Source organism: Amycolatopsis sp. NPDC058278, assembly GCF_042881395.1.
Classification (GTDB): Bacteria; Actinomycetota; Actinomycetes; order Mycobacteriales; family Pseudonocardiaceae; genus Amycolatopsis.
Window position 1 is genome coordinate 30,939 of sequence record NZ_JBHVXZ010000006.1, and the last position, 24,333, is coordinate 55,271.

Annotated in this window: 20 protein-coding genes; 7 read left to right on the forward strand and 13 right to left on the reverse strand. The window is 72.3% G+C overall.

The window, feature by feature from the left end; all coding sequences use genetic code 11:
* Window positions 1–15: 15 nt before the first annotated feature.
* The gene (gene panB, locus ACFVYA_RS04420; RefSeq protein ID WP_285988566.1) at window positions 16–885 is read left to right on the forward strand and encodes a 3-methyl-2-oxobutanoate hydroxymethyltransferase; all 870 of its coding nucleotides are present in this window, start codon (window positions 16–18) and stop codon (window positions 883–885) included.
* Here the strand turns inward: panB and ACFVYA_RS04425 are convergent.
* Both ACFVYA_RS04425 and ACFVYA_RS04430 read right to left on the reverse strand, forming a co-directional pair.
* Window positions 882–1,754 (reverse strand): cytochrome c oxidase assembly protein, encoded by an 873-nt coding sequence (locus tag ACFVYA_RS04425; protein ID WP_387042313.1) that lies wholly within the window; start codon window positions 1,752–1,754, stop codon window positions 882–884. The genes panB and ACFVYA_RS04425 overlap by 4 nt on opposite strands.
* A 1-nt stretch (window position 1,755) precedes the next feature.
* Window positions 1,756–2,682, reverse strand: coding sequence for an undecaprenyl-diphosphate phosphatase (locus ACFVYA_RS04430; protein WP_285988564.1), 927 nt, complete (start codon window positions 2,680–2,682; stop codon window positions 1,756–1,758).
* A gap of 477 nt (window positions 2,683–3,159) precedes the next feature.
* Between ACFVYA_RS04430 and pip the strand changes: the two genes are divergently transcribed.
* Complete coding sequence (pip, locus tag ACFVYA_RS04435) at window positions 3,160–4,104, forward strand: prolyl aminopeptidase (protein ID WP_387042316.1); 945 nt, start codon at window positions 3,160–3,162, stop codon at window positions 4,102–4,104.
* 79 nt (window positions 4,105–4,183) lie between these two features.
* Here pip and ACFVYA_RS04440 read toward each other — a convergent pair whose 3' ends face one another.
* Window positions 4,184–4,582 (reverse strand): hypothetical protein, encoded by a 399-nt coding sequence (locus ACFVYA_RS04440; RefSeq protein ID WP_285988562.1) that lies wholly within the window; start codon window positions 4,580–4,582, stop codon window positions 4,184–4,186.
* A gap of 34 nt (window positions 4,583–4,616) precedes the next feature.
* On the reverse strand, window positions 4,617–6,080 hold the full coding sequence (locus tag ACFVYA_RS04445) for a PucR family transcriptional regulator (RefSeq protein ID WP_387042319.1): 1,464 nt from the start codon (window positions 6,078–6,080) through the stop codon (window positions 4,617–4,619).
* Window positions 6,081–6,180: 100 nt separating this feature from the next.
* Here ACFVYA_RS04445 and gabT point away from each other — a divergent pair, with 100 nt between their 5' ends.
* The 4 genes from gabT to ACFVYA_RS04465 are packed head-to-tail and all read left to right on the forward strand — an operon-like array spanning window position 6,181 to window position 9,817.
* Window positions 6,181–7,536 (forward strand): 4-aminobutyrate--2-oxoglutarate transaminase, encoded by a 1,356-nt coding sequence (gabT, locus tag ACFVYA_RS04450; protein ID WP_387042322.1) that lies wholly within the window; start codon window positions 6,181–6,183, stop codon window positions 7,534–7,536.
* Entirely contained in the window at window positions 7,533–8,960 is a 1,428-nt protein-coding gene (locus tag ACFVYA_RS04455) for an aldehyde dehydrogenase family protein (protein WP_387042325.1), read from the forward strand. The genes gabT and ACFVYA_RS04455 overlap by 4 nt, the downstream gene beginning before the upstream one ends.
* 6 nt (window positions 8,961–8,966) lie before the next feature.
* Entirely contained in the window at window positions 8,967–9,488 is a 522-nt protein-coding gene (locus ACFVYA_RS04460) for a hypothetical protein (RefSeq protein WP_387042327.1), read from the forward strand.
* Window positions 9,485–9,817 (forward strand): hypothetical protein, encoded by a 333-nt coding sequence (locus tag ACFVYA_RS04465; protein WP_387042330.1) that lies wholly within the window; start codon window positions 9,485–9,487, stop codon window positions 9,815–9,817. The genes ACFVYA_RS04460 and ACFVYA_RS04465 overlap by 4 nt, the downstream gene beginning before the upstream one ends.
* Here the strand turns inward: ACFVYA_RS04465 and ACFVYA_RS04470 are convergent.
* Together ACFVYA_RS04470 and ACFVYA_RS04475 are read right to left on the reverse strand one after the other, a co-directional pair.
* Window positions 9,750–10,523, reverse strand: coding sequence for a helical backbone metal receptor (locus tag ACFVYA_RS04470; protein WP_387042333.1), 774 nt, complete (start codon window positions 10,521–10,523; stop codon window positions 9,750–9,752). The two genes, ACFVYA_RS04465 and ACFVYA_RS04470, sit on opposite strands and share 68 nt — an antisense overlap.
* The gene (locus ACFVYA_RS04475) at window positions 10,520–11,926 is read right to left on the reverse strand and encodes an RNB domain-containing ribonuclease (protein WP_387042545.1); all 1,407 of its coding nucleotides are present in this window, start codon (window positions 11,924–11,926) and stop codon (window positions 10,520–10,522) included. Before ACFVYA_RS04475 ends, ACFVYA_RS04470 begins: the two co-directional genes overlap by 4 nt.
* Before the next feature lie 130 nt (window positions 11,927–12,056).
* Here ACFVYA_RS04475 and ACFVYA_RS04480 point away from each other — a divergent pair, with 130 nt between their 5' ends.
* A complete protein-coding gene (locus ACFVYA_RS04480) occupies window positions 12,057–13,001 on the forward strand; it encodes an AAA family ATPase (RefSeq protein ID WP_285988554.1) in 945 nt (314 codons plus the stop codon).
* Here ACFVYA_RS04480 and ACFVYA_RS04485 read toward each other — a convergent pair.
* The 7 genes from ACFVYA_RS04485 to ACFVYA_RS04515 form a co-directional block, all read right to left on the reverse strand.
* A complete protein-coding gene (locus ACFVYA_RS04485; RefSeq protein ID WP_285988553.1) occupies window positions 12,998–13,183 on the reverse strand; it encodes a hypothetical protein in 186 nt (61 codons plus the stop codon). The two genes, ACFVYA_RS04480 and ACFVYA_RS04485, sit on opposite strands and share 4 nt — an antisense overlap.
* A 3,260-nt stretch (window positions 13,184–16,443) precedes the next feature.
* Complete coding sequence (locus tag ACFVYA_RS04490) at window positions 16,444–17,445, reverse strand: C40 family peptidase (RefSeq protein ID WP_387042336.1); 1,002 nt, start codon at window positions 17,443–17,445, stop codon at window positions 16,444–16,446.
* Between the two features lie 2 nt (window positions 17,446–17,447).
* The gene (locus ACFVYA_RS04495) at window positions 17,448–18,050 is read right to left on the reverse strand and encodes a hypothetical protein (RefSeq protein WP_387042339.1); all 603 of its coding nucleotides are present in this window, start codon (window positions 18,048–18,050) and stop codon (window positions 17,448–17,450) included.
* Between the two features lie 3 nt (window positions 18,051–18,053).
* Window positions 18,054–20,138 (reverse strand): magnesium transporter, encoded by a 2,085-nt coding sequence (locus ACFVYA_RS04500; RefSeq protein ID WP_387042342.1) that lies wholly within the window; start codon window positions 20,136–20,138, stop codon window positions 18,054–18,056.
* The gene (locus tag ACFVYA_RS04505; protein WP_387042344.1) at window positions 20,135–23,089 is read right to left on the reverse strand and encodes an ATP-binding protein; all 2,955 of its coding nucleotides are present in this window, start codon (window positions 23,087–23,089) and stop codon (window positions 20,135–20,137) included. Before ACFVYA_RS04505 ends, ACFVYA_RS04500 begins: the two co-directional genes overlap by 4 nt.
* Before the next feature lie 3 nt (window positions 23,090–23,092).
* Entirely contained in the window at window positions 23,093–23,629 is a 537-nt protein-coding gene (locus ACFVYA_RS04510) for a hypothetical protein (protein WP_387042347.1), read from the reverse strand.
* Between the two features lie 12 nt (window positions 23,630–23,641).
* Window positions 23,642–23,908: a hypothetical protein gene (locus tag ACFVYA_RS04515; protein WP_004562703.1), complete on the reverse strand. Its 267-nt coding sequence runs from the start codon at window positions 23,906–23,908 to the stop codon at window positions 23,642–23,644.
* Between the last annotated feature and the right edge of the window lie 425 nt (window positions 23,909–24,333).

A 24,333-nucleotide genomic window follows, 5' to 3' on the forward strand; every position in this document is an offset into this window, starting at 1 on the left:
GGACGGTCGACGACGATGTCTGCCAGCGCCGAAGAACCCGCCCCCTACGGCACCGGACCCGCCGCTGCCGCGGCACGCACCCCGGGCCGGAAGGTCCGCGTCCACCACCTGCGCGAGCTCAAGGAACGCGGCGAACCGTGGCCCATGCTCACCGCGTACGACATGTACACCGCCGCCCTGTTCGACGAGGCCGGGATCCCCGTGCTGCTCGTCGGCGACTCCGCGGCCAACAACGTCTTCGGCTACGACACCTCGCTGCCGGTGACGGTCGACGAGCTGCTGCCGCTGGTCCGGGCCGTCACCCGGTCGGTCAAGCGGGCCCTGGTGGTCGCCGACCTGCCGTTCGGCTCCTACCAGCTCTCGCCGCAGCAGGCGCTGGAGACGTCGGTGCGGTTCATGAAGGAGGGCCGCGCGCACGCCGTGAAGCTCGAAGGCGGCCGGCGGTTCGCCGCGCACGTCGAGGCGCTGACCTCGGCCGGGGTGCCGGTCATGGGCCACATCGGCTTCACCCCGCAGAGTGAACACAACCTCGGCGGCTACCGGGTGCAGGGGCGCGGCGAAGCGGCGGACGTGCTGCTCGCCGACGCGCTGGCGCTGCAGGAGGCCGGGGCGTTCGCGGTGGTGATGGAGATGGTGCCCGCCGAAGCCGCCAAGCGCGTCACGGCGGAGCTGAAGATCCCGACGGTCGGCATCGGCGCGGGCCCCGACTGCGACGCCCAGGTGCTCGTCTGGCAGGACATGGCCGGGCTGCGCCGCGGCAAGGCACCGCGGTTCGTCAAGCGCTACGCCGACGTGGCGACGGTGCTGCAGGACGCGGCGACCGCGTTCGCCGAGGACGTCCGCCGAGGGGAATTCCCGGCGCCGGAGCACGCCTTCCACGACTAACCCCGGCCCTTGAACCGGTCGGAAAGGGCCGGGTCGGTCTCCCACCACAGTCCCGACGTCGATGCGGCGCCCGAAGCGGCTTCTTCGTCCAGCCGGGCGTCGATCTGCTTCGCGCGCCGCTCGTCGTCGCGGGCCCAGCGGACGAACAGCGCCACCACGAACGGCAGGCCCGCGACGTCGCCGCCGATCCACAGCACGCCCGCGCCGATGATCTGGTCGGTGCGGGGATCGGGCCCCCGGCCCGGGTGCGCGGCCGCGTAGTGCGCCGGGGCGAGCAGCGGGCCCAGCCACAGCACCAGGCCGAGCGCGCCGTCGAAGATCACCTCGGCGAACGCGATCCACACCGACACCAGGTGCGGGTCCTCCCGCGGCGTCGGATCGAGACCCAGGCGCGCCCAGAAGTAGGTGAAGCCCGCCAGCACGAGCACCAGCCGGACCAGGCCGTCGGCCACCGCTGAGCGCAGCGTGAGGTCGTACAGCGGCGTCAGGTACAGCACCAGCAGCGGGGCGACCAGGACGGCCGTGACGACGGGCGGGAACGTCAGCGCGCGGGCGAGCGGCCCGCGGCCGTGCCGACGCAGCCACCGGGCCGCCAAGGTGTCCAGGAGCAGCCGGACGGGGGCGCCCAGGGCGAGCAGGAGCGGCGTGATCATCAGCAGCGTGACCGTCTGGACCGCGCGGACCCAGAAGAACGTCGTGTCGTGGACCGCCAGCGGTGAGCAGGTGACGACCAGGATCGTCACCAGCCCGGCGAGGAACGCCGTCGTGCGGCCCGGCGGCCAGCCTCGGCGACGGCGGGCCGCACGGACGTAGAGCGTGCCCGAACCGAGCACGCCGAGGACCGCCGGGGCGTCGAACGTCAGCGGCACGTCAGACCGCGAAGAAGATCAGGCTGCCGATTCCGGCGACCACGCAGTAAATGGCGAACGGGGTCAGAGTACGCGTTTCGAAGTATCCGGTGAGGAACCGGACAGAAATGTACGAAGCGACCCCGGCGATGACGCTGCCGACGAGTGCGGGACCGAGCGAAGCGTGGTTTTCGGGAGCGAACAGCGTCGGCATCTTGAGCACGCCCGCGGCGAGGATCACCGGCGTGGCGAGCAGGAAGGCGAACCGCGCCGCGTCCTCGTGCCCCAGCCCGCGGCGCAGGCCGGCGACCATCGTGATGCCCGAGCGGCTGATGCCCGGCAGCAGCGCGAGGATCTGCGCGGCGCCGATCAGCACCGCCTCGCCGACCCCCAGCTTCGCCAGCCGGACGTCGGTCGCCTCCTCGACCGAGACCGCCCGCATGACCAGCGTGTCCTCGGCGGAAAAGTCCACTGTGTCCGCTTCCTCCGCGGGCTTCTTCCGGGAGAACTTTTCGGCGGCGTAAAGGACACCGCCGTTGAGCGCGAGGAAGATCGCCGACGGCACCGGTTTGCCGAGGAAGTCGCGCAGCAGGCCTTCCAGGAGCAGGCCGGCCAGCCCGACCGGGATGGTGGCCAGCACCAGCAGCCAGGCGAGCCGCTGGTCCGGCGTGCGGACCTCGCGGTGGCGGACCGACGTCCACAGCCCGCCGATGATCCGCACCCAGTCCTTGCGGAAGAACAGGACCAGCGCGAGCGCGGTGGCGACGTGCATCGCCACCAGCACCGCGAGGTACGGCGAATCCTTCCCGATGCTCAGGTCCCGCTGCCACGAGCCGCCCAGCCAGGCGGGCAGCAGGATGCTGTGGCCGAGACTGGACACCGGAAACAATTCCGACACGCCTTGCAGCGCGCCGACGACAATTGCCTCGAGATAGGTCACCGCGGACATTCCGTACCCCTTTTTCCACATCCCGACACCGGAAAGTACCGGGCCTTTCGCAAGCGCCGGGCAAGGGGGACGACCGGGCTCAGCGTCCGCACAGGATCTGTTCACATGCATGAACATCAGTCATGTTCTTGACTGTTGTTCGGCTCGTGGCTTAGCGTTTAGCCCGTCGCCGCCACGACGAAGCATCGAACCTCGACGAGGAGGACGGGAATGCGTGTGCGGATCGCCGGCCGTCGTGACCACTCCGACGGCCTCGGCCGGGACACCCGGATCCGGCCGGCAGTCACCTTTCACCTCGGAGAATGCGCGGAAGCGGCCGCGGGCCGCTGACGCACCCGGACGGGGACCCGCTCAGCCCGGCGGCGGGGGCGGGTCCCCACCTTTCTTGGTCGTCGTCCCGGCACCCGGCGGCGGGGCGTCGGGGCGACGGCCAAGCCCCTGCGGCACAGTGCTTTCCGATACGGCACAGTGACGGACATGGACGAGCTGTACCCGCCGATCTCCCCGCGCGCCGAGGGATTCCTCGAAACCGGCGACGGGCACCGGATCCGGTGCCAGGAGGCGGGCAACCCGGCCGGGAAACCGGTCGTGGTGCTGCACGGCGGCCCCGGCAGCGGGATCGCCCCGATGGCCCGGCGGCACTTCGACCCCGCGGTCTACCGGATCGTCCTGTTCGACCAGCGCGGCTCGGGGCGTTCGACGCCGGACGCGGGCGATCTCACCGCGAACACCCTGTGGCACCTGGTCGCCGACATGGAACGGCTGCGCGACCGGCTCGGCATCGAGCGCTGGCAGCTCTTCGGTGGCTCCTGGGGCGCGACCCTCGCGCTCGCTTACGCCGAGACGCACCCTTCGCGCGTCAGCGAGATCATCCTGCGCGGGGTGTTCACCGTCCGGCAGAGCGAGCTGGACTGGATCTACCGCGGCGGCGCGGCCCACCTGTTCCCCCGCGAGTGGGAAGCGTTCCTCGCCCCGCTCCCGGCGGCGCTCCGGCAGGACCCGCTGGCGGGGTACGCGGTGCTGCTCGACGACCCGGCCGAGGAGGTCCGCCACCGCGCGGCGGTGGCGTGGAGCACCTGGGAAGGCGCAACGGTTTCGGTGCTGCCGCAGGAGTCGTTCATCCGCCAGTACGCGGACCCGGCGTTCGCGTGGACGTTCGCCCGGCTCGCGGTCCACTACTTCACCCGGGGCGCCTGGCTCGACGACGGCCAGCTGATCCGCGACGCGGGCAAGCTCGCGGGAATCCCGGGCGTGATCGTCCAGGGCCGCTACGACACGGTGTGCCCACCGGTCACGGCGTACGAGCTGCACCGGGCGTGGCCCGGTTCGGTGCTGAAGCTGCTCGAGGGTGCCGGGCACGCGGTGACGGATCCGGGCGTCCTGGCGGCATTGCGGGCGGCGACGGACTCATTCCGGCCCTAGGGACCAGGCGGCACCCGGCTCCGGATCGGGGGAAGTGCCCGCCGGGCAGACGGCTGAACGATCCTGGGCCGACCGGAGCTCAGGGCCCACCCATCAGCGCGTAACCCACGAAGCAGCCGGGATCGGCGCGCACGAGAACGGTCAACGGAGTCCCCGCGGGCACCGGCCGGGTGACGAACACCGCGTGCGCTGCCCCGAACACCGTGCTCACCTCGTCGACCTGGATCAAGGACGTTTCGTCGCCGCCGAACCGGGCCGGCGGTACGCAGGGTGGCTTGCCGGTGGCACACCAGCCGGCCCCGGCGCAGGTCACGTCGCTGTGGTAGTCCCGGCCGGCGTGGTGGATCCGGTACGGGAGCCCGTCGGCGCCCGGCAGGGCGTACCCGAAGTGGTTGGCCGTCCACGGCAGGACGACCCACCCGCCCGCCGCCAGGAGCACGACCACGAGCGCCACCACAGCCACCCGTTTGCCCGTCATGAAAAGGGGACGCCCGGCACGGCTCCGGCGTTGCTCACGTCTGCAGCGCCACCCAAAGCTCGGCGCGGACTCCCGGTGAGTCCAGGTCGCGGCCCAGCAGCTCCTGGGCCTTGGTGATCCGGTTGCGCAGCGTGTGCCGGTGGACGCCGAGCCGCGCGGCCGCCACGTCCCAGTGGCCGTGGTGCTCCAGCCAGCAGCGCAGCGACTCGACCAGGTCGCCGCGGCCCGTTTCGTCGTGGTGGCGCAGCGGGGACAGCAGGTTCTCGCCGTAGATGCGGGCCACGACGGGGTCGATGAGCGACAGCAGGCCGCGGGCCGAGTGCTCGGCGTAGGTGACCAACGGCTTGCCCTCGGCTTCGGCCGCGCGGGCCGCGAGGTCGGCTTGCTCCGCTCCCGCCGCGAAGCTCTCGAGCGGCACCGGGTCGGCGAGGCCCGCGTACATCGGCCCGACGCTCGCGGCCGCCGCCAGCGCGCGGTCCAGCACGTCGCCGCCCGAGCGGCCGGCCACCAGCACCGCCGAGCCCGACTCGGCGAAGAACAGTTCAGGCTCGCCCTCGAGCGCGTCGCACACCCGGCGCCGCTGGCCGGGGCCGCCCACCAGCGCCACCAGCGCCCACGGCGGCTCCGGCGGATCGCCCCACACCGTCGTCATCACCCCGAAAGCCAGTTCGCAACGGCCTTCCGCCAGCAGGTCGACCAGGCCGGTCCGCAACGACCGCCACGCGTGCGTGAGCCGGAGATCCTGTTCCAGGGCCAGGGAAAGCAGGGCGACCGCGGTGTTCACCACGTGCCGGCCGGCGGTGTCGAGCGGCTCGGCCGTGCCGACCGCGAGCGCCCGGCGCACCCGCGTGGGAAGGGTCTGCAGCACCACTTCGTGGCCGTCGAGCTCGAAGACCCGCGTACCCGAACGAAGCAGCTTCAGTTCTTCGCGTACTTCGTCGGCGTAGGAATGGGCAACCGCGGGAGCGGCCCCCTCGACGCCCACGGTGTCGAGCAGCAGCACCCAGCCGTCGACCAGCTTCGCCAGCTTGCGCAGCACCCCCGCCGGGCCGCCCTTGCCGACCGCCGTGCGGGTCAGGTCCTGCTGGGCGCGGCCGATGCGGACCGTCGTCGCGTACTCGTCGGCCGCCACCGCGCGCGAAACCGCGCGGGTGATCGCGATGAACGGCGTCTTCCGCGGCACCTCCAGCACCGGGAGCCCCACCTCGGCCGCCGTCGCCACGAGGGCCCGCGGGACCTCGTCGTGGCTCAGCCCGACACCGAAGCCGAGGCCGGCGACCCCCGCGCCCACGAGACGGCGCACGTAGGCCGGTGACGTCTCTTCGTCCAGGGCCAGACCGGTGGTGAGCAGCAGCTCGCCGCCCTCGAGGAACGCCTGCGGGTCGGTCAGCTCCGTCGGGTGGACCCAGCCGATCGGGCGGTCCAGGAGATCACTGCCGGTCAGCACCCGCAGCCCGAGCGGGCGCTCGGCGGCCAGCCCGGCCAGCGTGAGTGCCATAACGGCCAATCCTACGCGTCGAGTTGGCCGGAACGGCCAGCTGACGAGCGCCGGGGAGCCGCTCATCCTGAGGACGTCCACCGACTTCCAGGAGCACGCCGTGACCGCAAGCACCACCGCCGGGCCGCAGGCCCCGGCGCCCCGCCAGCGCAGGCTGCAGACCGAGATTCCCGGCCCCCTCTCGCGCGAGCTGCAACAGCGCCGCGCCGCGGCCGTCGCCGCCGGGGTCAGCTCGGTGCTGCCCGTCTACGTCACCTCCGCCAGCGGCGGCCTGCTCACCGACGCCGACGGCAACGTGCTGATCGACTTCGGCTCCGGCATCGCGGTGACCAACGTCGGGCACTCCGCGCCGGCGGTGGTCGACCGCGTCCGCAAGCAGGCCTGCTGGTTCACCCACACCTGTTTCATGGTCACGCCGTACGAGGGGTACGTCGAAGTCTGCGAAGCACTGGCCGAGCTGACGCCGGGCGACCACGCGAAGAAGTCGGTGCTGTTCAACTCGGGCGCCGAAGCCGTCGAGAACGCCGTGAAGATCGCGCGGGTCGCGACCGGGCGCCAGGCCGTCGTCGTGTTCGACCACGCCTACCACGGCCGCACCAACCTCACCATGGGCATGACCGCGAAATCCGTGCCCTACAAGCACGGCTTCGGCCCCTTCGCGCCCGAGGTCTACCGCGTGCCGGGCTCGTACCCGTTCCGCGACGGCCTGTCCGGCCCCGAAGCGGCGGCGCTGGCCATCGACCGGATCGAAAAGCAGATCGGCGGTGACCAGGTGGCCGCGGTGGTCTTGGAACCGATCCAGGGGGAGGGCGGCTTCATCGAGCCCGCGCGCGGTTTCCTGCCCGCGATTGCGGCTTGGTGCCGCGAAAACGGCGTCGTGTACGTCGCCGACGAGGTCCAGACCGGCTTCTGCCGCACCGGTTCGTGGTTCGCCTCCACCGACGAGGACGTCGTGCCGGACCTGATCGCCACGGCCAAGGGCATCGCCGGCGGCCTGCCGCTGTCCGCCGTCACCGGCCGCGCTTCCCTGCTCGACGCGGTTCCGCCGGGCGGCCTCGGCGGCACGTACGGCGGCAACCCGATCGCGTGCGCCGCGGCGCTCGGCTCGATCGAGACGATGAAGACCGAGGACCTCGCCGCGTCGGCCAAGCGCATCGAAGGCGTCGTGCTGCCGCGGCTGCGGGCGCTGGCCTCCGAAACGGGCGTCATCGGCGACGTCCGCGGACGCGGCGCGATGCTGGCCGCGGAGTTCGTCAAGGCCGGTTCGGCGGAGCCCGACGCCGACCTCACCAAGCGCGTCGCGGCGGCCTGTCACCGCGCCGGGGTCGTCGTGCTGACCTGCGGCACCTACGGCAACGTCGTCCGGCTGCTGCCGCCGCTGTCGCTGGCCGACGACCTGCTCGACGAGGGCCTCTCGGTGCTCGAACACGCGGTCCGGACGGAGGTCCGCGCATGACGTTCCCCTTCTGGGTGGCCGGGAAGCCGGTGACCGCCGGCGCGACGGCCGTCGTCCGCCATTCGTTCGACGGCTCCTCCGCCGGGTCGCATTTCGTTCCTTCTCCGTCGGACGTCGAGGCCGCGGTGCAGGCGGCTCACGACGTCGCCGACGAGTTCGCGACGCTGCCCGCGCACGTCCGCGCCGGGGCGTTGGACCACGTGTCCCGTTCGCTGGGTGAGCGGTCCGAAGAGATCGCTTCGCTCATCACGGCGGAGTCGGGCAAGCCGCTGAAGTGGGCGCGCGGCGAGGTGGGGCGCGCGGTCTCGACGTTCCGCTGGGCGGCGGAGGAGGCCCGCCGCTTCTCGGGCGAGCTGCAGCGACTCGACACGGACCCGGCCGGCACCGGCCGGCTGGCGCTGGTCCGGCGGGTACCGCGCGGGCCGGTGCTGGGCATCACGCCGTTCAACTTCCCGCTGAACCTGGTGGCGCACAAGGTGGCCCCGGCGATCGCGGTCGGCGCGCCGATCGTGCTCAAGCCCGCCCCGGCGACACCGCTGACGGCGTTGCTGCTGGGCGAGATCCTGGCGTCGGCGGACCTCCCGGCGGGGTCGTGGTCGATCCTGCCGGTGGACAACGAGACGGCGTCTCACCTCGTCGAGGACCCGAGGCTGCCGGTGGTGTCGTTCACCGGCTCGGTCCCGGTCGGCTGGGCGATCCGCGACCGCGTCCCGCGCAAGCACGTGGCGCTGGAGCTGGGCGGCAACGGCGCGGTCCTGGTCTGCCCGGATTGGCCGGACCTGGACTTCGCGGCGCAGCGGATCGCGACGTTCGCGATGTACCAGGCGGGGCAGTCGTGCATCTCGGTGCAGCGGGTGTACGCGCACACTTCGGTGTTCGACGCGCTGGCGGAGAAGGTGCTCGCCGAGGTCCGGGCGTTGCGCACCGGCGACCCGCGCGCGGAGGGCGTCGACGTCGGCCCGCTGATCAACGTCGACGCGGCCAACCGGGTTTCGTCGTGGATCGCGGCTGCGGTGTCTTCCGGCGGCCGCCTGCTCACGGGCGGCGGGCAGTCGGGGGCCACGGTGGAGCCGACGGTGCTGGCGGACGTCCCGGAGGACGCGCCGGTGATGGCCGAGGAGGTGTTCGGGCCGGTGGTTTCGCTGGTCCGGGTGCCATCGGTGGCCGACGGGGTCGCGCGGATCAACGCGTCCCGCTTCGGGTTGCAGGCGGGCGTGTTCACCCGCGATGTGCCGACGGCGTTCTCGGTGTCGGCCGCGTTGAAGGTGGGCGGGGTGATCGTCGGGGACGTGCCGAGCTTCCGGGCGGACCAGATGCCGTACGGCGGGGTGAAGGATTCGGGCGTGGGCCGCGAGGGCCCGGCGGCGGCGATGGCGGACTTCACGGAGGAGCGGGTAACGGTTTTGACCGGTCTGACGCTGTAAACCGGTGTGAGACCACTGATCCTGCTCGACGTGGACGGCCCGCTGAGCCCGTGGGCGGCCCCGCGTCACGCGAAGCCCGCCGGCTACGTCGAGCAGTCGCTGCGGCTCTCCCGCTGGAGCCGCAAGCGGCTGCGGATCTGGCTGAACCCGGCCCACGGGCCCGCGCTGGTCGCCCTGGCCGGTTCCGCGAATGCGGAGCTGGCCTGGGCGACCAGCTGGGAACACCGGGCGAACCGCCAGGTCGGCCCGGCGATCGGCCTGCCGCGGCTGGCGGTGGTCGAGTTCGCCGGCCCTCAGCCGGCGTGGAAGTTCGGCCCGGTGGCCCGCTTCGCCGCGGGCCGCCCTCTGGCCTGGTTCGACGACGACTTCGACCTGTTCCCCGAGGCCCGGCAGGCGTTCGTCGAGCGCCGGGCGAACGTCCCGACGGAGCTGATCCCGGTCGACGCGCACACCGGCTTGACCAGTGAGCACTTCGAGCGCCTCGAAGCCTGGCTGAGCGGCCTGGAATGCGGTCGGGAGGTCTCATGACTCTGCCCCGCAGAGGTTCGCGGCGGATCACCGTCGACGGCACCGACTACCGCTGGGCGGTCCGCCGCAAGCCGACCTACTCGCAGGGGATCGGCGCCACCATGACCTTCGCGGTCGAGCTCGCCGAGCGGCCCGGCGCCACCCTCGTCGTCGACACCGGGCGGCCGCGGCCGGACAACTGGCTCCGGCTCGCGACCGAGCCCGTCCGTCCGCCGGAGGTTGCCGAAGCCGTGCGGGCCGCGCTCACGCGAGGCTTCGACTTCACAGTCCCGCCAGCGCCTCCGTCAACGCGGCGTGCGCGTCGACCAGCGACGGCCCGTACCAAGTGAGATACCGGCCCGACACCAGGACGTACCGCGCGTCCGGGAAGTGGTCCGGGCCGTCCTCCTCCGTGAACGCGTACGGCTCGTCCGGCAGCACCAGCAAATCCGCGTCCGCCGCGAAACGCGCCCTCAGCTCCTCCACGTCCGGGCGCGGGTAGCGCTCCTCCGCGTTCGCGTACGCGTTCGCCACGCCGACGCGGCGCAGGACGTCACCCGCGAACGTGTCGCGGCCCAGGACGATCCACGGCTTGCGCCACACCGGGACCACCGCGTGGAACCGGACCGGCCGGGCCCCGCGCCAGACCTCTTCCGCGGCCACCAGCCAATCCGGCTCGCTGAGCTCGTACGCCTGCGTCAGGATCCGGCGCAGCGAGCCCAACGCGGCGGGCACCGAAGCCGCCGCGGCCATCACCCACACCGGGATTCCGTTGGCGCGCAGGCGTTCCACGTCCTCCGGGCGGTTCTCCTCCGCGTTCGCCAGCACCAGGTCCGGCGCCAGGTCGAGCACCCGGTCCAGCTTCGGGTACTTCGACCCGCCCACGCGCGGCACGTCCAAAGTGGATGGATGCGTGCAGTAGTCCGTCGCGCCGGCGAGGCGTCCGGACGCGCTGACCTCGACCGCTTCGGTCAGCGACGGCACGAGCGACACCACCCGCGAAGCCGGTCCGGACAGCGGCACCGGCTCACCGAGATCGTCGACGAGGTACGTCATGCGCGTTCGAACGAGACCTTCCGCTTGTCGACGTCGACCGCGGTCAGCCGGACCGCGATCCGCTCGCCCGCGGTCAGCCGCTCCCCCGCGCACTTCGCCATCACCGTGGGGTCCTCGACCAGGATCTCCGCCTTGTTCTCGTCCGCGCGCAGCACCACCGCGCTGAACTCGCCGCCGACGTGCTCGGCCAGCACCCACGCCTCGACCTGGTCGATGCACGCGCGCTCGACCTTCGCGGCGAGGGTGTCCGACGCGCTCATCCGCTCCGGGACGTCGGCCAGCGCCGCGCGCACCCACTCCGGGACCTCGCGGCCGGCCGAGACGGCGAGGCAGATCTCCGTGGCGAACCGGTCGACCAGCCGCCGGATCGGCGCCGTGACGTGCGCGTACGCGCCGCCGATGCCCGCATGCGTCGTCAGCGCCGGCAACTCGCCGTCGAACGCCGTGTAGCCCGCGCCGCGCAGCAGCCGTGTCGTGTCGGCGTAGAGCGCCATCGACGCCGGCTGCCCGGGGTCCAACCGGGACAGGAATTCGGAGACGGTCGTCTCGGGCGCCCACACGATGCCCAGCGCTTCGGCCGAGCGGCGCAGCCAGTCGATGGCCTCGGGCTCCGGGTCGGGCAGCGTGCGCAGGACGCCGATCCGCGCGTCGAGCATGATCCGCGCCGCGGCCATGCCGGTGAGCAGCGAGATCTCGGCGTTCCAGGCGTCGACGGCGGTGCGCGGGCGGCGGGCGAGCACCCAGCCGCCGTCCGGGTCGCCGGTGATTTCCTGTTCCGGCAGCTGCAGCTCGACCGCACCGCGCCGGACGGCCAGTTCGCGGCGTCGCCGGCCCAGCTCGGGCAACGCGGCCACCGACGGGTGCGGGTTCCCGGCGTCGAGCGCGGCCTGCACCGTCTCGTAGTCGAACTGCTCGGTGGACCGGACCAGCGCGCGGCGGACCCGGGTCGTGGTCGGCTCGCCGGCGTCGTCGGTCTCGATGGTCCACAGCACCGCGGGCCGGACCTCGCCGGGCAGCAGGCTGGCCGCGCCTTCGGACAGCACCGGCGGGTGCAGCGGGACGTTCCCGTCGGGCAGGTAGAGCGTCTGCCCGCGCTGGCGCGCCTCGCGGTCGAGCGCGCCGCCGGGCGGGACGAACGCGGCCAGGTCGGCGATCGCGTAGTGCACGCGGAAGCCGCGTGCGGTCTTCTCGACGACCATCGCCTGGTCGAGGTCCTTGGCGCCGGGCGGGTCGATGGTGACCAGCGGCAGGTCCGTCGCGTCCTCCCGGGGACCCGCGCTGGCCAGCGGATCCAGCACCGCCGCCTCCGCCTCGGCCAGCACCTCGGGCCCGAACGACTCCGGCAGCGAAAACTCGGCACGCAGGGGGCCGAAGTCCCCGCCCGCCGAGTGTGTCCTGATCACGAGGGGAGGCACCCCCCAACCCTAACCCGAGCCGGGCCTCCTGATCGCCCGATCGGGCGCGGGCCGGTCGGGTGTACGTTGCCGAGGTTGAAATGAAAACCGTCATCATTGCCAGAAGGGGACTCCGACCGTGAAGATCGCGTTCGTCGGCAAGGGCGGCAGCGGCAAGACCACGTTGTCGTCGTTGTTCGTCGCGTACCTCGCCGACGCCGGCTTGCCGGTGCTCGCCATCGACGCCGACATCAACCAGCACCTCGCGGTGGCGCTCGGCGCGACCGAGGAGGAAGCGCTCGCCTGGCCGACGCTGGGCGACAACATGGCGCTGATCAAGGACTACCTGCGCGGCGACAACCCGCGGATCCCGGACGCGGCGTCGATGATCAAGACGACCCCGCCGGGCCGCGGGTCGAGGCTGGTCCGGCCGTTCGAGGACAACCCGGTGTTCTCGGCGTGTTTCCGGCAGCTGGGCGGCGTGCGGCTCGGCGTCACCGGCCAGTTCGACGAGGACGACCTCGGCGTCAAGTGCTACCACTCGAAGGTGGGAGCGGCGGAGCTGCTGCTGAACCACCTGGTCGACGTCGACGGCGAATACGTCGTGATGGACATGACCGCGGGCGCGGACGCGTTCGCTTCGGGGCTGTTCACCCGGTTCGACGTGACGTTCCTGGTGTGCGAGCCGACGGTCCGGAGCGTGGGCGTGTACCGCCAGTACGCGGACTACGCCCGCGACTTCGGGGTGCGGCTCGTGGTGGTGGGCAACAAGGTGACGGACGCCGACGACGTCGAGTTCCTGCAGGACCAGGTGGGCTCCGCGTTGCTGGGCTGGATGTCGGCGTCCCGGCACGTGCGCGCGGCCGAGCGCGGCGCGGCCCGGCCGATCACCGAGCTCGAGCCGCGCAACCTGGAGACGCTGAGTTCGATGCGGGCAGCGGTCGACGCGGAGCAGCGCGACTGGGCGCGCTACCAGCGCCAGGCGGTCGAGTTCCACCTGCGAAACGCCCGCGCCTGGGCGGGCGCCGACCTCGTCTCGCAGGTGGACCCGGAGTTCGTCCTCAGCCCGCAGCTGACGGTTTAGTCGTCTTCCTCGGCATCGGCCCGCCGGGTGCGCTCTCGCGCGATGTCGAGGGCGCGCCGGGCGGTGGCCTCGTCCGGGTACGGGCCGAGCAGGTCGACGCTGCGGCTGCGTTCGAGGTGCTCGACCTGGTGGGTGCGGGTGTTGTAGTACCACCCCTGGTCCGGGTTCGGGTCTTTGGACATGCTCCTAGGTTCGCACCCGCGGCCCGGGCTGTCAGCGCTTGTACCGGTAGGGGATCTCGGTCGGCTGCCCGGTGGGGCCGAAGTCCTGGGGTTCTTCGGGCTCTTTGGGTTCGGTGAATTCGTCGAACCAGCCACGCGCGGTACCCCGGGGAGGGGTTTCGGGCTCTTGCCGCGAGGGCTGCGGGAGGGGGGTGTCCCGCCCGGGGAAAACGGGCCGCGCATTCGGCGCCGCAGGCGGAACGGGCGGCATGGTCCCGGGCCCCGGGAAGACGGGCCGCGCGGGCGCGGCATGCCGGGCCGGGAAGGGCTGCGGGGTCGACTCCGGACCGGGAAAGACCGGCTTGGGACGTGCTGGCGGGGTGGGGTTCGGGGGTGGGGTGGTGCTTTGCGCGGGGTTGGGAAGCGGCGGGGTGCCGGGGGCCGGGGTGATGCTTGGTGCGGGTGTGGCGCCGGGGGCCGGTGCGATGCCTTGCGCAGGAGCAGGTGTGGCGCCGGGCGCCGGGGTGGCGCCTTGCGTGGGGTGGGGAATCGGCGTGGTGCCGGGTGGCGCGGGAGTAGCGGCCGGGCTGGTGCCGGGCGGAGCGAAAGTAGCGGCCGGGCTGGTGCCGGGCGTCAGCGGGGAACCTGCTGAGCCAGTGCTTTGCGCCGAGCCGGGCACCTGAGGGGGGCCGGGTACCGCGGGCGAGCCCGCCGGACCACTGGCAGGCACGTAGCCGGGCCCTGGCGCGGAACCGGCCAGGCCCGTGCCCTGCGCAGACGCGACGTCCGGCTGGTGGCTGGGTCCGGGCGCGGGGCTCGGGACCGGCGAGGCGAAGTTGGTGGGGTTGGGTGCCACGGGAGGGTGGGCAGGGCTGGTGCCGTGTGTGGAACCGGCGCCTTGCGCGGGGGCAGCACCCGGCACTGCGCCGGGCGCCGGGCTGATGTCCGATGCGGAGCCCGGCACCGGGCCGAGGCCGGGCGCCGGCAGGTCGGCGGGTCCCCAAGGGGGCTTGGGCAGATGCGAGCCGAGCATCGGCGGTTGCGCCTCTGGAGAAGCAGGCTGAGGCGCATCACCCGAGGCTGCCATCGGCTGGGAAGGCATATCGGGTGCCGTCGGCGATTCGGCGGGCGGTTGCACGCCGCCGGAAGCAGCCGCCGGCTGCGAACCAGCGTCGGGCGCCTGCGATTCGGCAGGCGATTGCACTCCCGAAGCAGCCGCCGACGGCGAAGCCGCATCGGGGGCCGCCTGTGATTCAAGGGCCGGCGCGCTGACCGAAGCAGCCGGCTGCGGAACCGCTTCGGGGGTCGCCTGCGGTTCGGCGGCCGGTTGCGTGCCCGGTGCCGCTGGGGGTTGCGAACTCGCAGATGGGACTTCCAGCGGCGCGGTGGACGAGCTTGGCTGGGAGTCGGCCCTCACGGGCTGGATCGGCTCCCGTTCCGCCGGTGCGGGCGCGGCCGTCTCGGGACGGCCTGCCTCGGCCGCCGGGGCTTCGGCGGGTGTGGGTGCGGCTGCCTCGGCTGGGGAGTCGTTCGGCCGCACTTCTTCGGCCGCCGCAGGTTCCGTCGCCTCCAGGTGAGCGGCATCCTGTGGCGCCGGTCCGGCTGATGCCGATACGGCAGCCTCAGACCCGCCCGCCTCCCGCGGAGCGGCAACTTCCGGCTGGTCGGAGCCCGATGGCACCGATTCTGGCGCAGCATCGGACCGGCTCAACTCCCGCGGAGAGGATCCGGGCGAACCCGATTGGGCAGTCTCTGGCCGATCCGCCTCGCCCGCTGCCGGGGCGGGGACCTTTTGCCGATCCGCGGCCTCCGACTGCGCCGGCTCACTTGGTGCCGAAGTAGCGACCTCCGGCTGGTCAAGATCCCGAGGCACCGACTCGGCCGGTGACGGGGCAACATCTCGCCGATCCGCATCTGCCGACGCCGGTTCGTCCGGGGCCGACGCCGAGGCCGAGCCAGCGGCCTCCCCCGAGACCGTTTCGCCTGAGGCCGGTGCAGCAGCGCCTGGTCGGTCCGTGTCCCGCGACACCGGTTCATCCAGGGCCGACGCTGGCACTTCCTGCCCCACCGGTTCACCCAGGGCCGACGCTGCAACCTCCTGCCCCACCGACTCGCCCGGGGCCGACGCTGCAGCCTCCGGGTGATCTGCATCTTGCGGCGTCGGAGCCGGCCGCGGCTCGGGGCGAGATTCCTCTCCCCCCGCAGGCTCGCTCACCGGTGCCGCAGCCTGCTCAGGCGCCGCTGTCTCGGGCGACGACGACACCCCCCGCTCGGCCACCACCACCGGCGAAACCACAGCAGGCTCGGCCGCCGGAACAACAGTCTCCGGGCGAACTGACGACTCCCCAGCCGATGGCCGCTGCTCCGCGCGCTCGTCCTGAGCCGGGGCCGCCGCGTGCCGGGGGGATGACTGGGGGGCCTTCACCGGGCCCGGCAGCTCCGACTCGGCCGTCACCGACCACTGCGGCTCCACCGCCGCCGAGGGGGCAGACGCGGCCGGAGACGTGGCAGACGCAACCGCCGGTGGCGCCGGGTCGTGGCGGCGGCCCGGCTGCGGTGCGTACATGTGCTGCTCGGGCGTCCCCGGCACCGAATGCGCCCGGGGCGGGTGCGGCACCGTTCGCCAGACCGGGGCCGGGCCGATGTTCATCGGGGCCGGCGCTGCCGCCGGGACGTGGCCTGACGGCGATGCCGCCGGGGGTGCCGGGCGGGCCGCCGGCTTGGGGATCGGGTCCAGGCTCGAGACCAGCACCGATGTGTTCTCGGGGTCCAGGACCTTCCGGCCGCTCCGCTCGCGGTAGACCATCTCGCCGTCCGCGTCCATCTCCACCAGGTAGCCCGCCTCCGCGAGCTGCTCCTCGTCGAGGTCCGCCAGCTTTTCGTAGCGCGACGGCACCACCCGGTAGATCGGCCACGCCAGGCCCGCGTGCTCCGCGTGGAACTGGGCCAGCAGCGCCGCCATCTGGTGCTGCCACGGCAGCGACATGCCCTCGGCCAGCGAACGAGGCAGCACCACGTACCCCGCGTCCACTCCCGGGTAGCCCTGAGCGAGCTGGTCGGCCAGGGGGGTGCTGGACGCGGGCCGGGCGCTCTGCCGGGGCGGCTGAGGCGCGCCGAACAGCGCCGCCGGGTCACGGGGCTCGCCCGATCCGGGCTTGCCCCTCCTGCCGAATTTGCGTCCCACGTGCTCATCCTCTGCCAGTACGCGGCCACCTGCTCGTGGAAGGCGCCGCGACGTCGGGTGAATCGGTGCGATCCTGTCCAGGCCCTCGCGACCCATGCTAAACGCCGGGGCGGACCGCCTGCGGCACGAGTTGGCGCTCGCCGAACGAGAAGGCCCGGGTGTGCACCGGAACGCCGGTCTGCTGCGCTTCGACGACCTTGTCGTTGCCGAGGTACATCATCACGTGGTGAATCGCGGTGGGGTCCGACGGATCGGTGGAGAGGAACAGCAGGTCACCGGGCTGCGCCTCCCGTACCGGCAGCATCGCGCCCGCGTGGTACTGCTCGCGTGACGTGCGCGGCAGGATGATCCCGGCCGACTCGTAGGCCCGCAGCATCAGCCCCGAGCAGTCGTACGAATTCGGTCCCGTGGCGCCCCACACATACGGCTTCCCCTGCTCGCCCAGCGCGAAACTGATCGCCTTCGCGGCGGCCTGGCTGGGCGGCAGCAGCGCCCCCATGCCGGTGCCGCACGCAACGACGTCGACGACCTGGCCGACCGACTCCACCAGCGTCGCCGCCATCGGCTCCCACTTGTGGTAGCGGTCCGGGAAGCCCGAGCGCTCCACCGCCTGGGCCGCGTCGCCGGGCCGCTTGTTCTCCCAGCCCCGCACCGCGAGCAGCACGTCGTAGAACTTGTTGACCGCGTAAGTCGGGTTGGTGACCTCGGCGACCGAGCCCCAGCCCATCGACGGCCGCATCTGGAAGATGCCCTGGGAGTCCGCGTCGCCGTAGGTCAGGTTGTGCAGCCCGGACTCGGTCATCCCGGCCTGGATCGCGACCTGCCAAGCGCGCGGCGCGAGCGTGCGCTGCTTGCCGATCGAGATGATCAGCGCGACGATGCCGCGCTGCTCGTCGTCCAGCTTCGACGCGTCGACCTTGCCGCGGTCGCCCTGGCCGGGCTGCGTCGGCCCGACCGAAGCATCGCAGCTCATCAGGGACACGCCCCGGGCCTGCGCCTGCTGGTTGTCGATGACGACCTTCGCGGCGACCGCGGTCACGACCAGGGCGCCGATCGCGAGGAACACGACCAGCCCCAGCCACAACCCCAGGCGCCGCACGGTCAGCTCGCCTGGTCGTAGTCGGCGACCCGCCAGCCGGCGTTCGTGCTCACCACCGTGATGGCCAGCTTCGGCCCGTCGGTCGGGACGGTGACCTGGACCGACTTGGGGTACGACGTGCCGGCGACCGGCTCACCGGTGACCTTCGTCGCCGGGATGTTCGCCGGGTCGACCGTCGACATCACCGGCAGGTACTCCTCGGTGGTGAACGGCTTCAGCTGCGCCAGCCACTGCTCGGAGGTCATCCCGGCCGGGTGGTTGACCCAGGCCGCGGCCCACTGCTTGGCGACGCGGATCGCGTCGGTGTTCGGCGTCGTCGGCGTCGGGGTGGCCAGCGGCGTGGACAGCCGCGTCGGCAGGTTGGACGTCGGGACCGGCGCCGCGATACCGGGCGCGGTCGTCGTCATCGAGGTGGTCGTCCCCGGCCCCGGTGGCGACGCCTTGGCCTGCGGTTTTCCGACGACCTTCGGCAGCAGGACGCCGAGCGCGGTGACCAGGATCGCCAGGAACACCAGCGTCCCCATGAGGTGGCGGGGCGAGCGCAGCGGCCAGCCCCACAGGCGCCGGTAGACCGCGGTGCGGCCGCGGTTGGTGCGGATCGGCATCGGTCACCGCCCCATGACGTGGTCGGTGTCGCGCGGTTCCTCGCGGACCTCGATGCCCCGCGACGGCCGGTACAGCACGAAGACCGGCTTGCCCGCGACGACTTCGGGGTCGACGCGACGCGGCTGGGCGCGCACGCCCGGCATCCGCGGGGCGTCCTGCGCCGGGAAGTCGCTGAAGCCGGATTCGGGCGCGCGCAGGTCGGACGGCACGACGACGGGCTCGGGCTCGTCGCTCCAGCGCCGGTCGGCGACCGGCGAGGTGTCGACGCGCCGGCTCTCCTCCCGCGTCGTCGGACGGCCACCCGCGCCGACGACGACGTACTCGCCGCCGTCGCCGTTGGCCGGGTTGTACTGGCCGAACACCGGGGCGCCGGGACGGCGGCCCGCGGGCAGCGCGCCCGCGGAACCACCGCCTCCGACGGCACCCGGCCACGCGCCGGACCAGGCGGCGGCCGGGCGGGAGGCGTTGGAGCCGTTGTCGAGGCGCTGGGCGTTGGCGAAGATAGTGGCTTCCGGCCGGAACCGGCCACCGCCGGCGGTGGCGCCGAGCGGACCGCGCTGCTCGCCGTCGACGACGTCGTCGGTGTCGCGCACGTTCTGCCAGAACTCGTCCTGCGGGGTCGGGCCGCTGCGGTTGCGCCGGAACCGGGAGAAGATCCCGCCGCCGGGCGACGGCACGGCGGCGCCGACCATGCTGACCGACATCTCGACCATCTGCCACAGCCGCCGCACCGGCCGCCCGACCATGAACAGCAGCACGGTGATGAGCCCGGCGAGCACCATCTGCGTGAGCATGTTCAGCGAGTTGCCGGCGTCGAAGATGGCCTGCAGCAGAAGGGCGTGCACGCCGGCGAGCACGGAGAGGACGACGAGGTTGAAGGCAACCCCGCCGGCCACCTTGAGCACGCGGCGCAGGATCTCCGGGTGCAGGAGGGCGACCAGGCCGATCAGCGGCGCGGTGAGCGCGAAGAGGCGGATGAGGACCTGCGCGAGCAGGACACTCGCCTTGGCCAGGAGCTGGAAGAGCGAGTAGACGAGGGCCTGGCCGAGGGAGAGGAACCCGGCACCGGTGCGGCCGCCGGCTTCGCCGGTGAAGTAGCCGGTGGCGGGGCCCAGTTTGGTGGAGATGTCCTTGTAGGCGTTCTTCTTGCCGTCGATGACGGCCTGGTTGCCGTCGTCGCCGTTGCGCAGCTGCGCCCACGTGAACGCCTGCGCGTCCAGCAGCGGGCGGCCGAACTGTTCGGCCTGCGGCGCGGTCGGCGAACCGAACTCCCCGCGGATCCAGTTCTTGTAGACGATCTCGTTGTGCAGGTTCGTCGGCAGCACGTGCCGCACGACGCGGTTGTCGGCGTCGTCGACGAACCCGGCCTGGATGTTCGTCGTGGTCTGGACGATCGCCTTGTCGATCGGGTCGAAGTACCGCAGCATCGCCAGCGACGACGCGGCGAGCCAGACGCCCGCCAGCGCGTACAGCGCCCGTTTGCTGACCGCGGCGAGATCACCGCGCCAGATGTTGCGGAACAACATGATCGACATGACCAGCGCGACCAGCCCGAACAGCTGGGCGTAGATGTTGTTGTAGACCTTCTCCGCGCCCGACTTCACCGCGCTGTAGAGCGGGTTGAGCAGGCCGCCCTCGAGCACGGTGTAGTGCAGCGAGTTCGTCGCGCCGACGATGTTCTTGCCCAGGTTGAACAGCTGATTGCCGCCCCAGGTGTCGAGCGTCGAGCCCGGTGGCGTCAGGCTGATGCCGGAACAGTTCGTCTCGAAGGTGTTCCAGACGAGCCCGGCGTAGCTGTAGTCGACGTACGGGCTGCCCGCCTCGCCGTGGCCTTCGGCGGGGTCGATGGCGCCGACCATGCCCGCGCCGGGACGTTCGGGGTTCGGGGCCTCGCCACAGGCCGCCGCGCTCGCCGCCGGGGCGGTCGCGATGGCTTGCAAGCCAAGGACGACCATGACCGCGAACATCGTCGCCTTGCGCCCCGGCGTGCGCCGCCCCGGCCGCGGACCTTCCTTGATCCGCCGCTTCAGCGAGTGCCACCCCGCGGCCAACGTCAGCAGGACCGCCAGCGTCAGCACGGTGTTCATGCGGCGTCCCGGCCGGTGCCGCCCTTTCCGCCTGAACGGGCGTGTTGCTGTTGCCCGTTGGACGGCTGGACGCCGCCCTCCACTTCGCCTGTCTCGGATGCCAAGGGGTCCGGTGCGCCCAGGAGGTTCTCGTCGGCCAGGCCGACCTCCAGTTCCGCCGCCAGCTCGAAGTCCTGCTCCAGCGAGATGTCGTCCTCCGGCGGGACCGCGACGTACGGCTTCCTCTCCTCCGGTGGCAGCGCCAGCTCGTTGCCCGGACGCCGTGACGGCGCCGCGTCCTTCGAACCCGGGGTCGTGTCCATGACCGCCCGCAGGTGGTCCAGGTGCGGGCCGGAGAAGTCGACGCGGATGCGCTCCACGCCTCCCGCTCCGTCGCCGAAGATGAACTGGCGGGGCTCGACGTCCCGCTCCAAGCCGCGCTGCTGGGCGCCGGGACGTCGGCCCAGTGCCGCCACGACCTGCTCGTACCCGACGCCGACGGGCACCTTCAGCAGCCGGAGAGCATCCGCCTGGGCGTCGTCGTCGTCGAGACGACCCACGAACACCGAGTCCAGCAGGGTCACGAAACCCTGGATCTTCAGGAAGTCCGCCGGGATCTGGGACGACAGCAGGACACGGACGTTCCACTTGCGCGAGTCACGCGCGAAGCGGTTCATCAGCACACGCCCCGTCGGGACCTCGGACAGGAAGAACGCCTCGTCGATCCAGACGCCCTTGCGCATCTCCTTCGGCTTCTCGTACACCGACCGCTGGGTCAGCCACGCCGCCAGGTTCAGCATCTCGACGCCGAGGGATTCCGCGTCCGTCCAGTACTCGCGGGGGACGCCGTCCTTCGGCAGGGTCAGCCCGGCCATCGTCAGGACCGTCAGGCGGTCATCGCGGGTCTCGGAGTACGGGTCGGCGTCCGTCTCCGGGATGAGCAGCGCCATCCGCTCGCGCATCTCGTCGAGGAAGTCCGCGACGACGCCCGCGTGCTCGTGGTGCTCCGAAGAATCCCGGCGCAGGGCATCGATCACCTGGCCCGGATCCGCGTCGAAGCGGCCCCCGACGGCTCGCACCGCGCGCAGCAGCACGATCCGCGTCTGCGCCATGCGCGACACCTCGTACGGCAGCACACCGCTCAGGACATCGAGGACGAGGCGCCTTCGGGTGGCGCCCGCAAGGGCTTTCTCCCGGCGCCAGGAGCGCTCGGGGTCGTCCTCGTCCATGAAGTGCTCGATCAGCGGCTCGGCGACCACCCGGTACGGGTTCAGGATCCCCGGCTGGGCGTTGAGCAGGTTGATCGGCCGCGCGTACGGCCGCAGCTCCGGCAGGTCGCACAGGCGGGACAACGGACCCGAAGGGTCGAGGATCGTCCAGTTCGCCCCGGCGCGCAGCGTCTTGTAGACGATGCCGCCGCCGAGGAACGACTTACCACCACCCAGGCCCGCCACCATGGCCGTCAGGCCGGAGCCGTCGCGGATCTCCTGGGCCATCCACGGGTCCCAGGCCACCGGGCGCCGGGTCGCCGTGCACGTCTCGCCGAGCAGGATGCCGCGGCGGTCGCCGACCTCCGCGGTCGCCGTCGGCACCGCCGAGGACGCCCAGACCACCGAGCCGCGGCGCATGTACGCCGCCGAAGCCAGCGGCTCGCCCGGGATGAACTCCCGGGCCATCGCGTACTGGGCCTCGGGGTGCTCGATGGCGATCTTCGGCTTGTACAGGTCGAGCAGCTGCTGGGCCAGGCGCAGCGCGTCGCGCTCGGTCGGGCCGGACACCGCCAGCCGCCACCAGGAGCGCACGCGGGTGGCCAGCGCGGTGAAGCCCGACGTCATCTCGTCGTCGATCTCCAGCACCCGGCCGGCCTGCCGGGACAGCGACTGCGGCGGCTCCAGCTCGTGCTCGTCGGTGTAGTGCTTGACCTGCGAGCGCACCTTGTTCATCTGGCGCTGCAGCTCGCTGGCGACCTCTTCGGGACGCCGGACGTAGATGCGCGCGGACACCTCGACTGCCGCCGGCAGCCGGTCGGCGTGCTGGATCCACGGGTCGTCGACCTCGGGGATCTGCAGGCCGTGCATCTGCCCGACGGTGAGCACGGCCAGGTGCCGCGAGACGCCGGCGTTGGAGCCGGTGCGGCCGCGGACGGTCACGGTCGGCGCGTACGGGTCGGCGTAGTAGTCGGCGGCGTCGGTGAAGCTGGCCAGGTCTTCCGGCTCCCAGGCCGCGCCCGGCACCGCGGGCATGTTCCGCGGGGCGGGCAGCCCGAGGGAGCACGAGCGGTGCATCAGCCAGGACATCTCCTCGGCGTGCACCGGGCGGCCTTCCAGCCCGGCGCTGCCGATGACCTGGTCGAGGTGCTCGACCTCGGAGTCCAGCGCGGTCAGCTCGGCGTCGACGGCCTCGGGGAGGATCTTGCGCAGCACCGGCGCGGCCCGCTCGACCGCGCGGTCGACCATCCGCCGGGTCTGCACCTGGACGCCGATGTAGACCTCTTTTTCGGCCATCGAGCGGCCCATCAGCTGCTGCTGCTCGCCGATCAGGTAGTCGTCGAAGGACAGCGCGCCCGGGACGTCGCCGGGGCGGTTGTGGGCGTTGTAGACGTGCGCCTCGGCCCACATCCGGATCGGGTACGGGCGGTTCGTCACGCGCAGGTGCAGCCAGCGGCCCTGCAGCTCGGCGTACTGGCCGGCGATCGCGGCGATCAGGTCGCGCCGCTGCGAGTCCGAGCGGAACGACCAGCGCTGCGGCGCCAGCCGGTACCAGGCGTAGACCTCGACGCCGGTGCGGACCAGGTGCCCGTCGATGCTGCGCACCGCGATCGACGGGGTATATGCGGGAATCGCCTGCTCACCGGGCAGGCGCGCCTTGTTCCCCGAGCCGTTCCGCGACGCGCGGACCTGCTCGGGCGGTTGCCATGCGCCCGAGTGGGTGTCCCGACCCCGTTTTCCTCGGCTACCGCCGCGACCGAACAACGACTACCTCCCGGCCCGAGCCGAGTTGCCCCGGCTCCGACGCGCTCGTGGTGCTCCCTGGTAAATCGGCTCAGTGGCGCGAAGCGCCCCCATCGCGTGTGGTGGCGGGGGCGTGGGTGAAGCCGCACCCGGCGGGCCGCCGTGGTGCTGGTACTGCCGCCTGCGGCGGTGCTTCGGCAGCGGACGCTCGGCCCGCACCCGGACGCGGCTGGCGCTGACCGCGCCCCCGGTGCCCGTGGTCCGTGCGCGGGGGGTGTTCAGCTCGCGGCCGGCCATCGCGACCACGGTGCCGAGCGGGCGCTCGTGGCTGATCTTGGCCGTGAGCAGGCGGGTGATCGCGATGGTCGCGATGAACCCCCACGCCGTCGAGAAGAACCCGAAGCTCCACCCCGCCCAGCGTTCGACGCCGAGCACGACGAAGAACGTCGGGATGCCGATGAGCCAGGCGACGTACCGGGCTCTCCAGGGAAAAGTCGCTTTCGGCGGGCCGAGCCACACGGCGTCGACCCGGTAAACCTCGTCGTCGGTCCTGATGCGCACGCGGACCCCGTCTCAGCCGGTGAACAGGCCGGCGATCCACTGGCCCACGTTCACGCCCGCGCCGCTGACCGCGAGACCGATGATGGCGAGCGCGATGACCACGCCGGCGAGCCGGCGCATGACACCGGCGTTGTCGCCCTTACCGCCGCCCAGCCACAGGAGCAGGAGTGCGACGGCCAGCAGCACCAGGGGGATGACGTTGTCGAGCAGCCACTGGCGCACGTTGCCCGTGCCCAGTTCGCCGGCGGCCAGCGTGTCGAGGGTGGTCAAGGTCATCATCGCGATACTCCCGGTGCGCGGTGGGGCCCGCGCGGCTCTGGCTCAGGCGGTGCTTCGAACAACATCATGGGGGCTACGAGGGGTAGTGGTCAAAGTGCGCAGCGTAGAGACCGGCTGGCTCGTCAACCGGCGCGCTGCGGATGGCACACGAAAACTCCACGCCCACCATCATCGCGGCAAGGGCCCTCGGGTTGAACCCCGGCCACCCATACTTCTCAGTGTGCTGACGAACTCACCCCATTGCCCGGGATTTGCTCACTCTGGGTACTGGTGCTCTGGCCGTTGTGCGGCTTGGAACAGTGTTGCATGACACGAACGGCCGCGTCTCCCGAGCCCGCTCTGTGACGACGGTCGGCCGGTCGGCGACCATGTCGATCTTGACCGCGAGTGCTGTCCGTCACGGGGTGCCCGATACTTCACAACTT

Excerpts from the sequence above, each read along its gene's own strand:
- panB (WP_285988566.1), top strand. The coding sequence starts at position 16 with ATGTCTGCCAGCGCCGAAGAACCCGCCCCCTACGGCACCGGACCCGCC.
- ACFVYA_RS04430 (WP_285988564.1), bottom strand. The coding sequence starts at position 2,682 with ATGTCCGCGGTGACCTATCTCGAGGCAATTGTCGTCGGCGCGCTGCAA.
- pip (WP_387042316.1), top strand. The coding sequence starts at position 3,160 with ATGGACGAGCTGTACCCGCCGATCTCCCCGCGCGCCGAGGGATTCCTC.
- ACFVYA_RS04440 (WP_285988562.1), bottom strand. The coding sequence starts at position 4,582 with ATGACGGGCAAACGGGTGGCTGTGGTGGCGCTCGTGGTCGTGCTCCTG.
- ACFVYA_RS04445 (WP_387042319.1), bottom strand. The coding sequence starts at position 6,080 with ATGGCACTCACGCTGGCCGGGCTGGCCGCCGAGCGCCCGCTCGGGCTG.
- ACFVYA_RS04455 (WP_387042325.1), top strand. The coding sequence starts at position 7,533 with ATGACGTTCCCCTTCTGGGTGGCCGGGAAGCCGGTGACCGCCGGCGCG.
- ACFVYA_RS04465 (WP_387042330.1), top strand. The coding sequence starts at position 9,485 with ATGACTCTGCCCCGCAGAGGTTCGCGGCGGATCACCGTCGACGGCACC.
- ACFVYA_RS04470 (WP_387042333.1), bottom strand. The coding sequence starts at position 10,523 with ATGACGTACCTCGTCGACGATCTCGGTGAGCCGGTGCCGCTGTCCGGA.
- ACFVYA_RS04485 (WP_285988553.1), bottom strand. The coding sequence starts at position 13,183 with ATGTCCAAAGACCCGAACCCGGACCAGGGGTGGTACTACAACACCCGC.
- ACFVYA_RS04495 (WP_387042339.1), bottom strand. The coding sequence starts at position 18,050 with ATGCCGATCCGCACCAACCGCGGCCGCACCGCGGTCTACCGGCGCCTG.
- ACFVYA_RS04500 (WP_387042342.1), bottom strand. The coding sequence starts at position 20,138 with ATGAACACCGTGCTGACGCTGGCGGTCCTGCTGACGTTGGCCGCGGGG.
- ACFVYA_RS04515 (WP_004562703.1), bottom strand. The coding sequence starts at position 23,908 with ATGATGACCTTGACCACCCTCGACACGCTGGCCGCCGGCGAACTGGGC.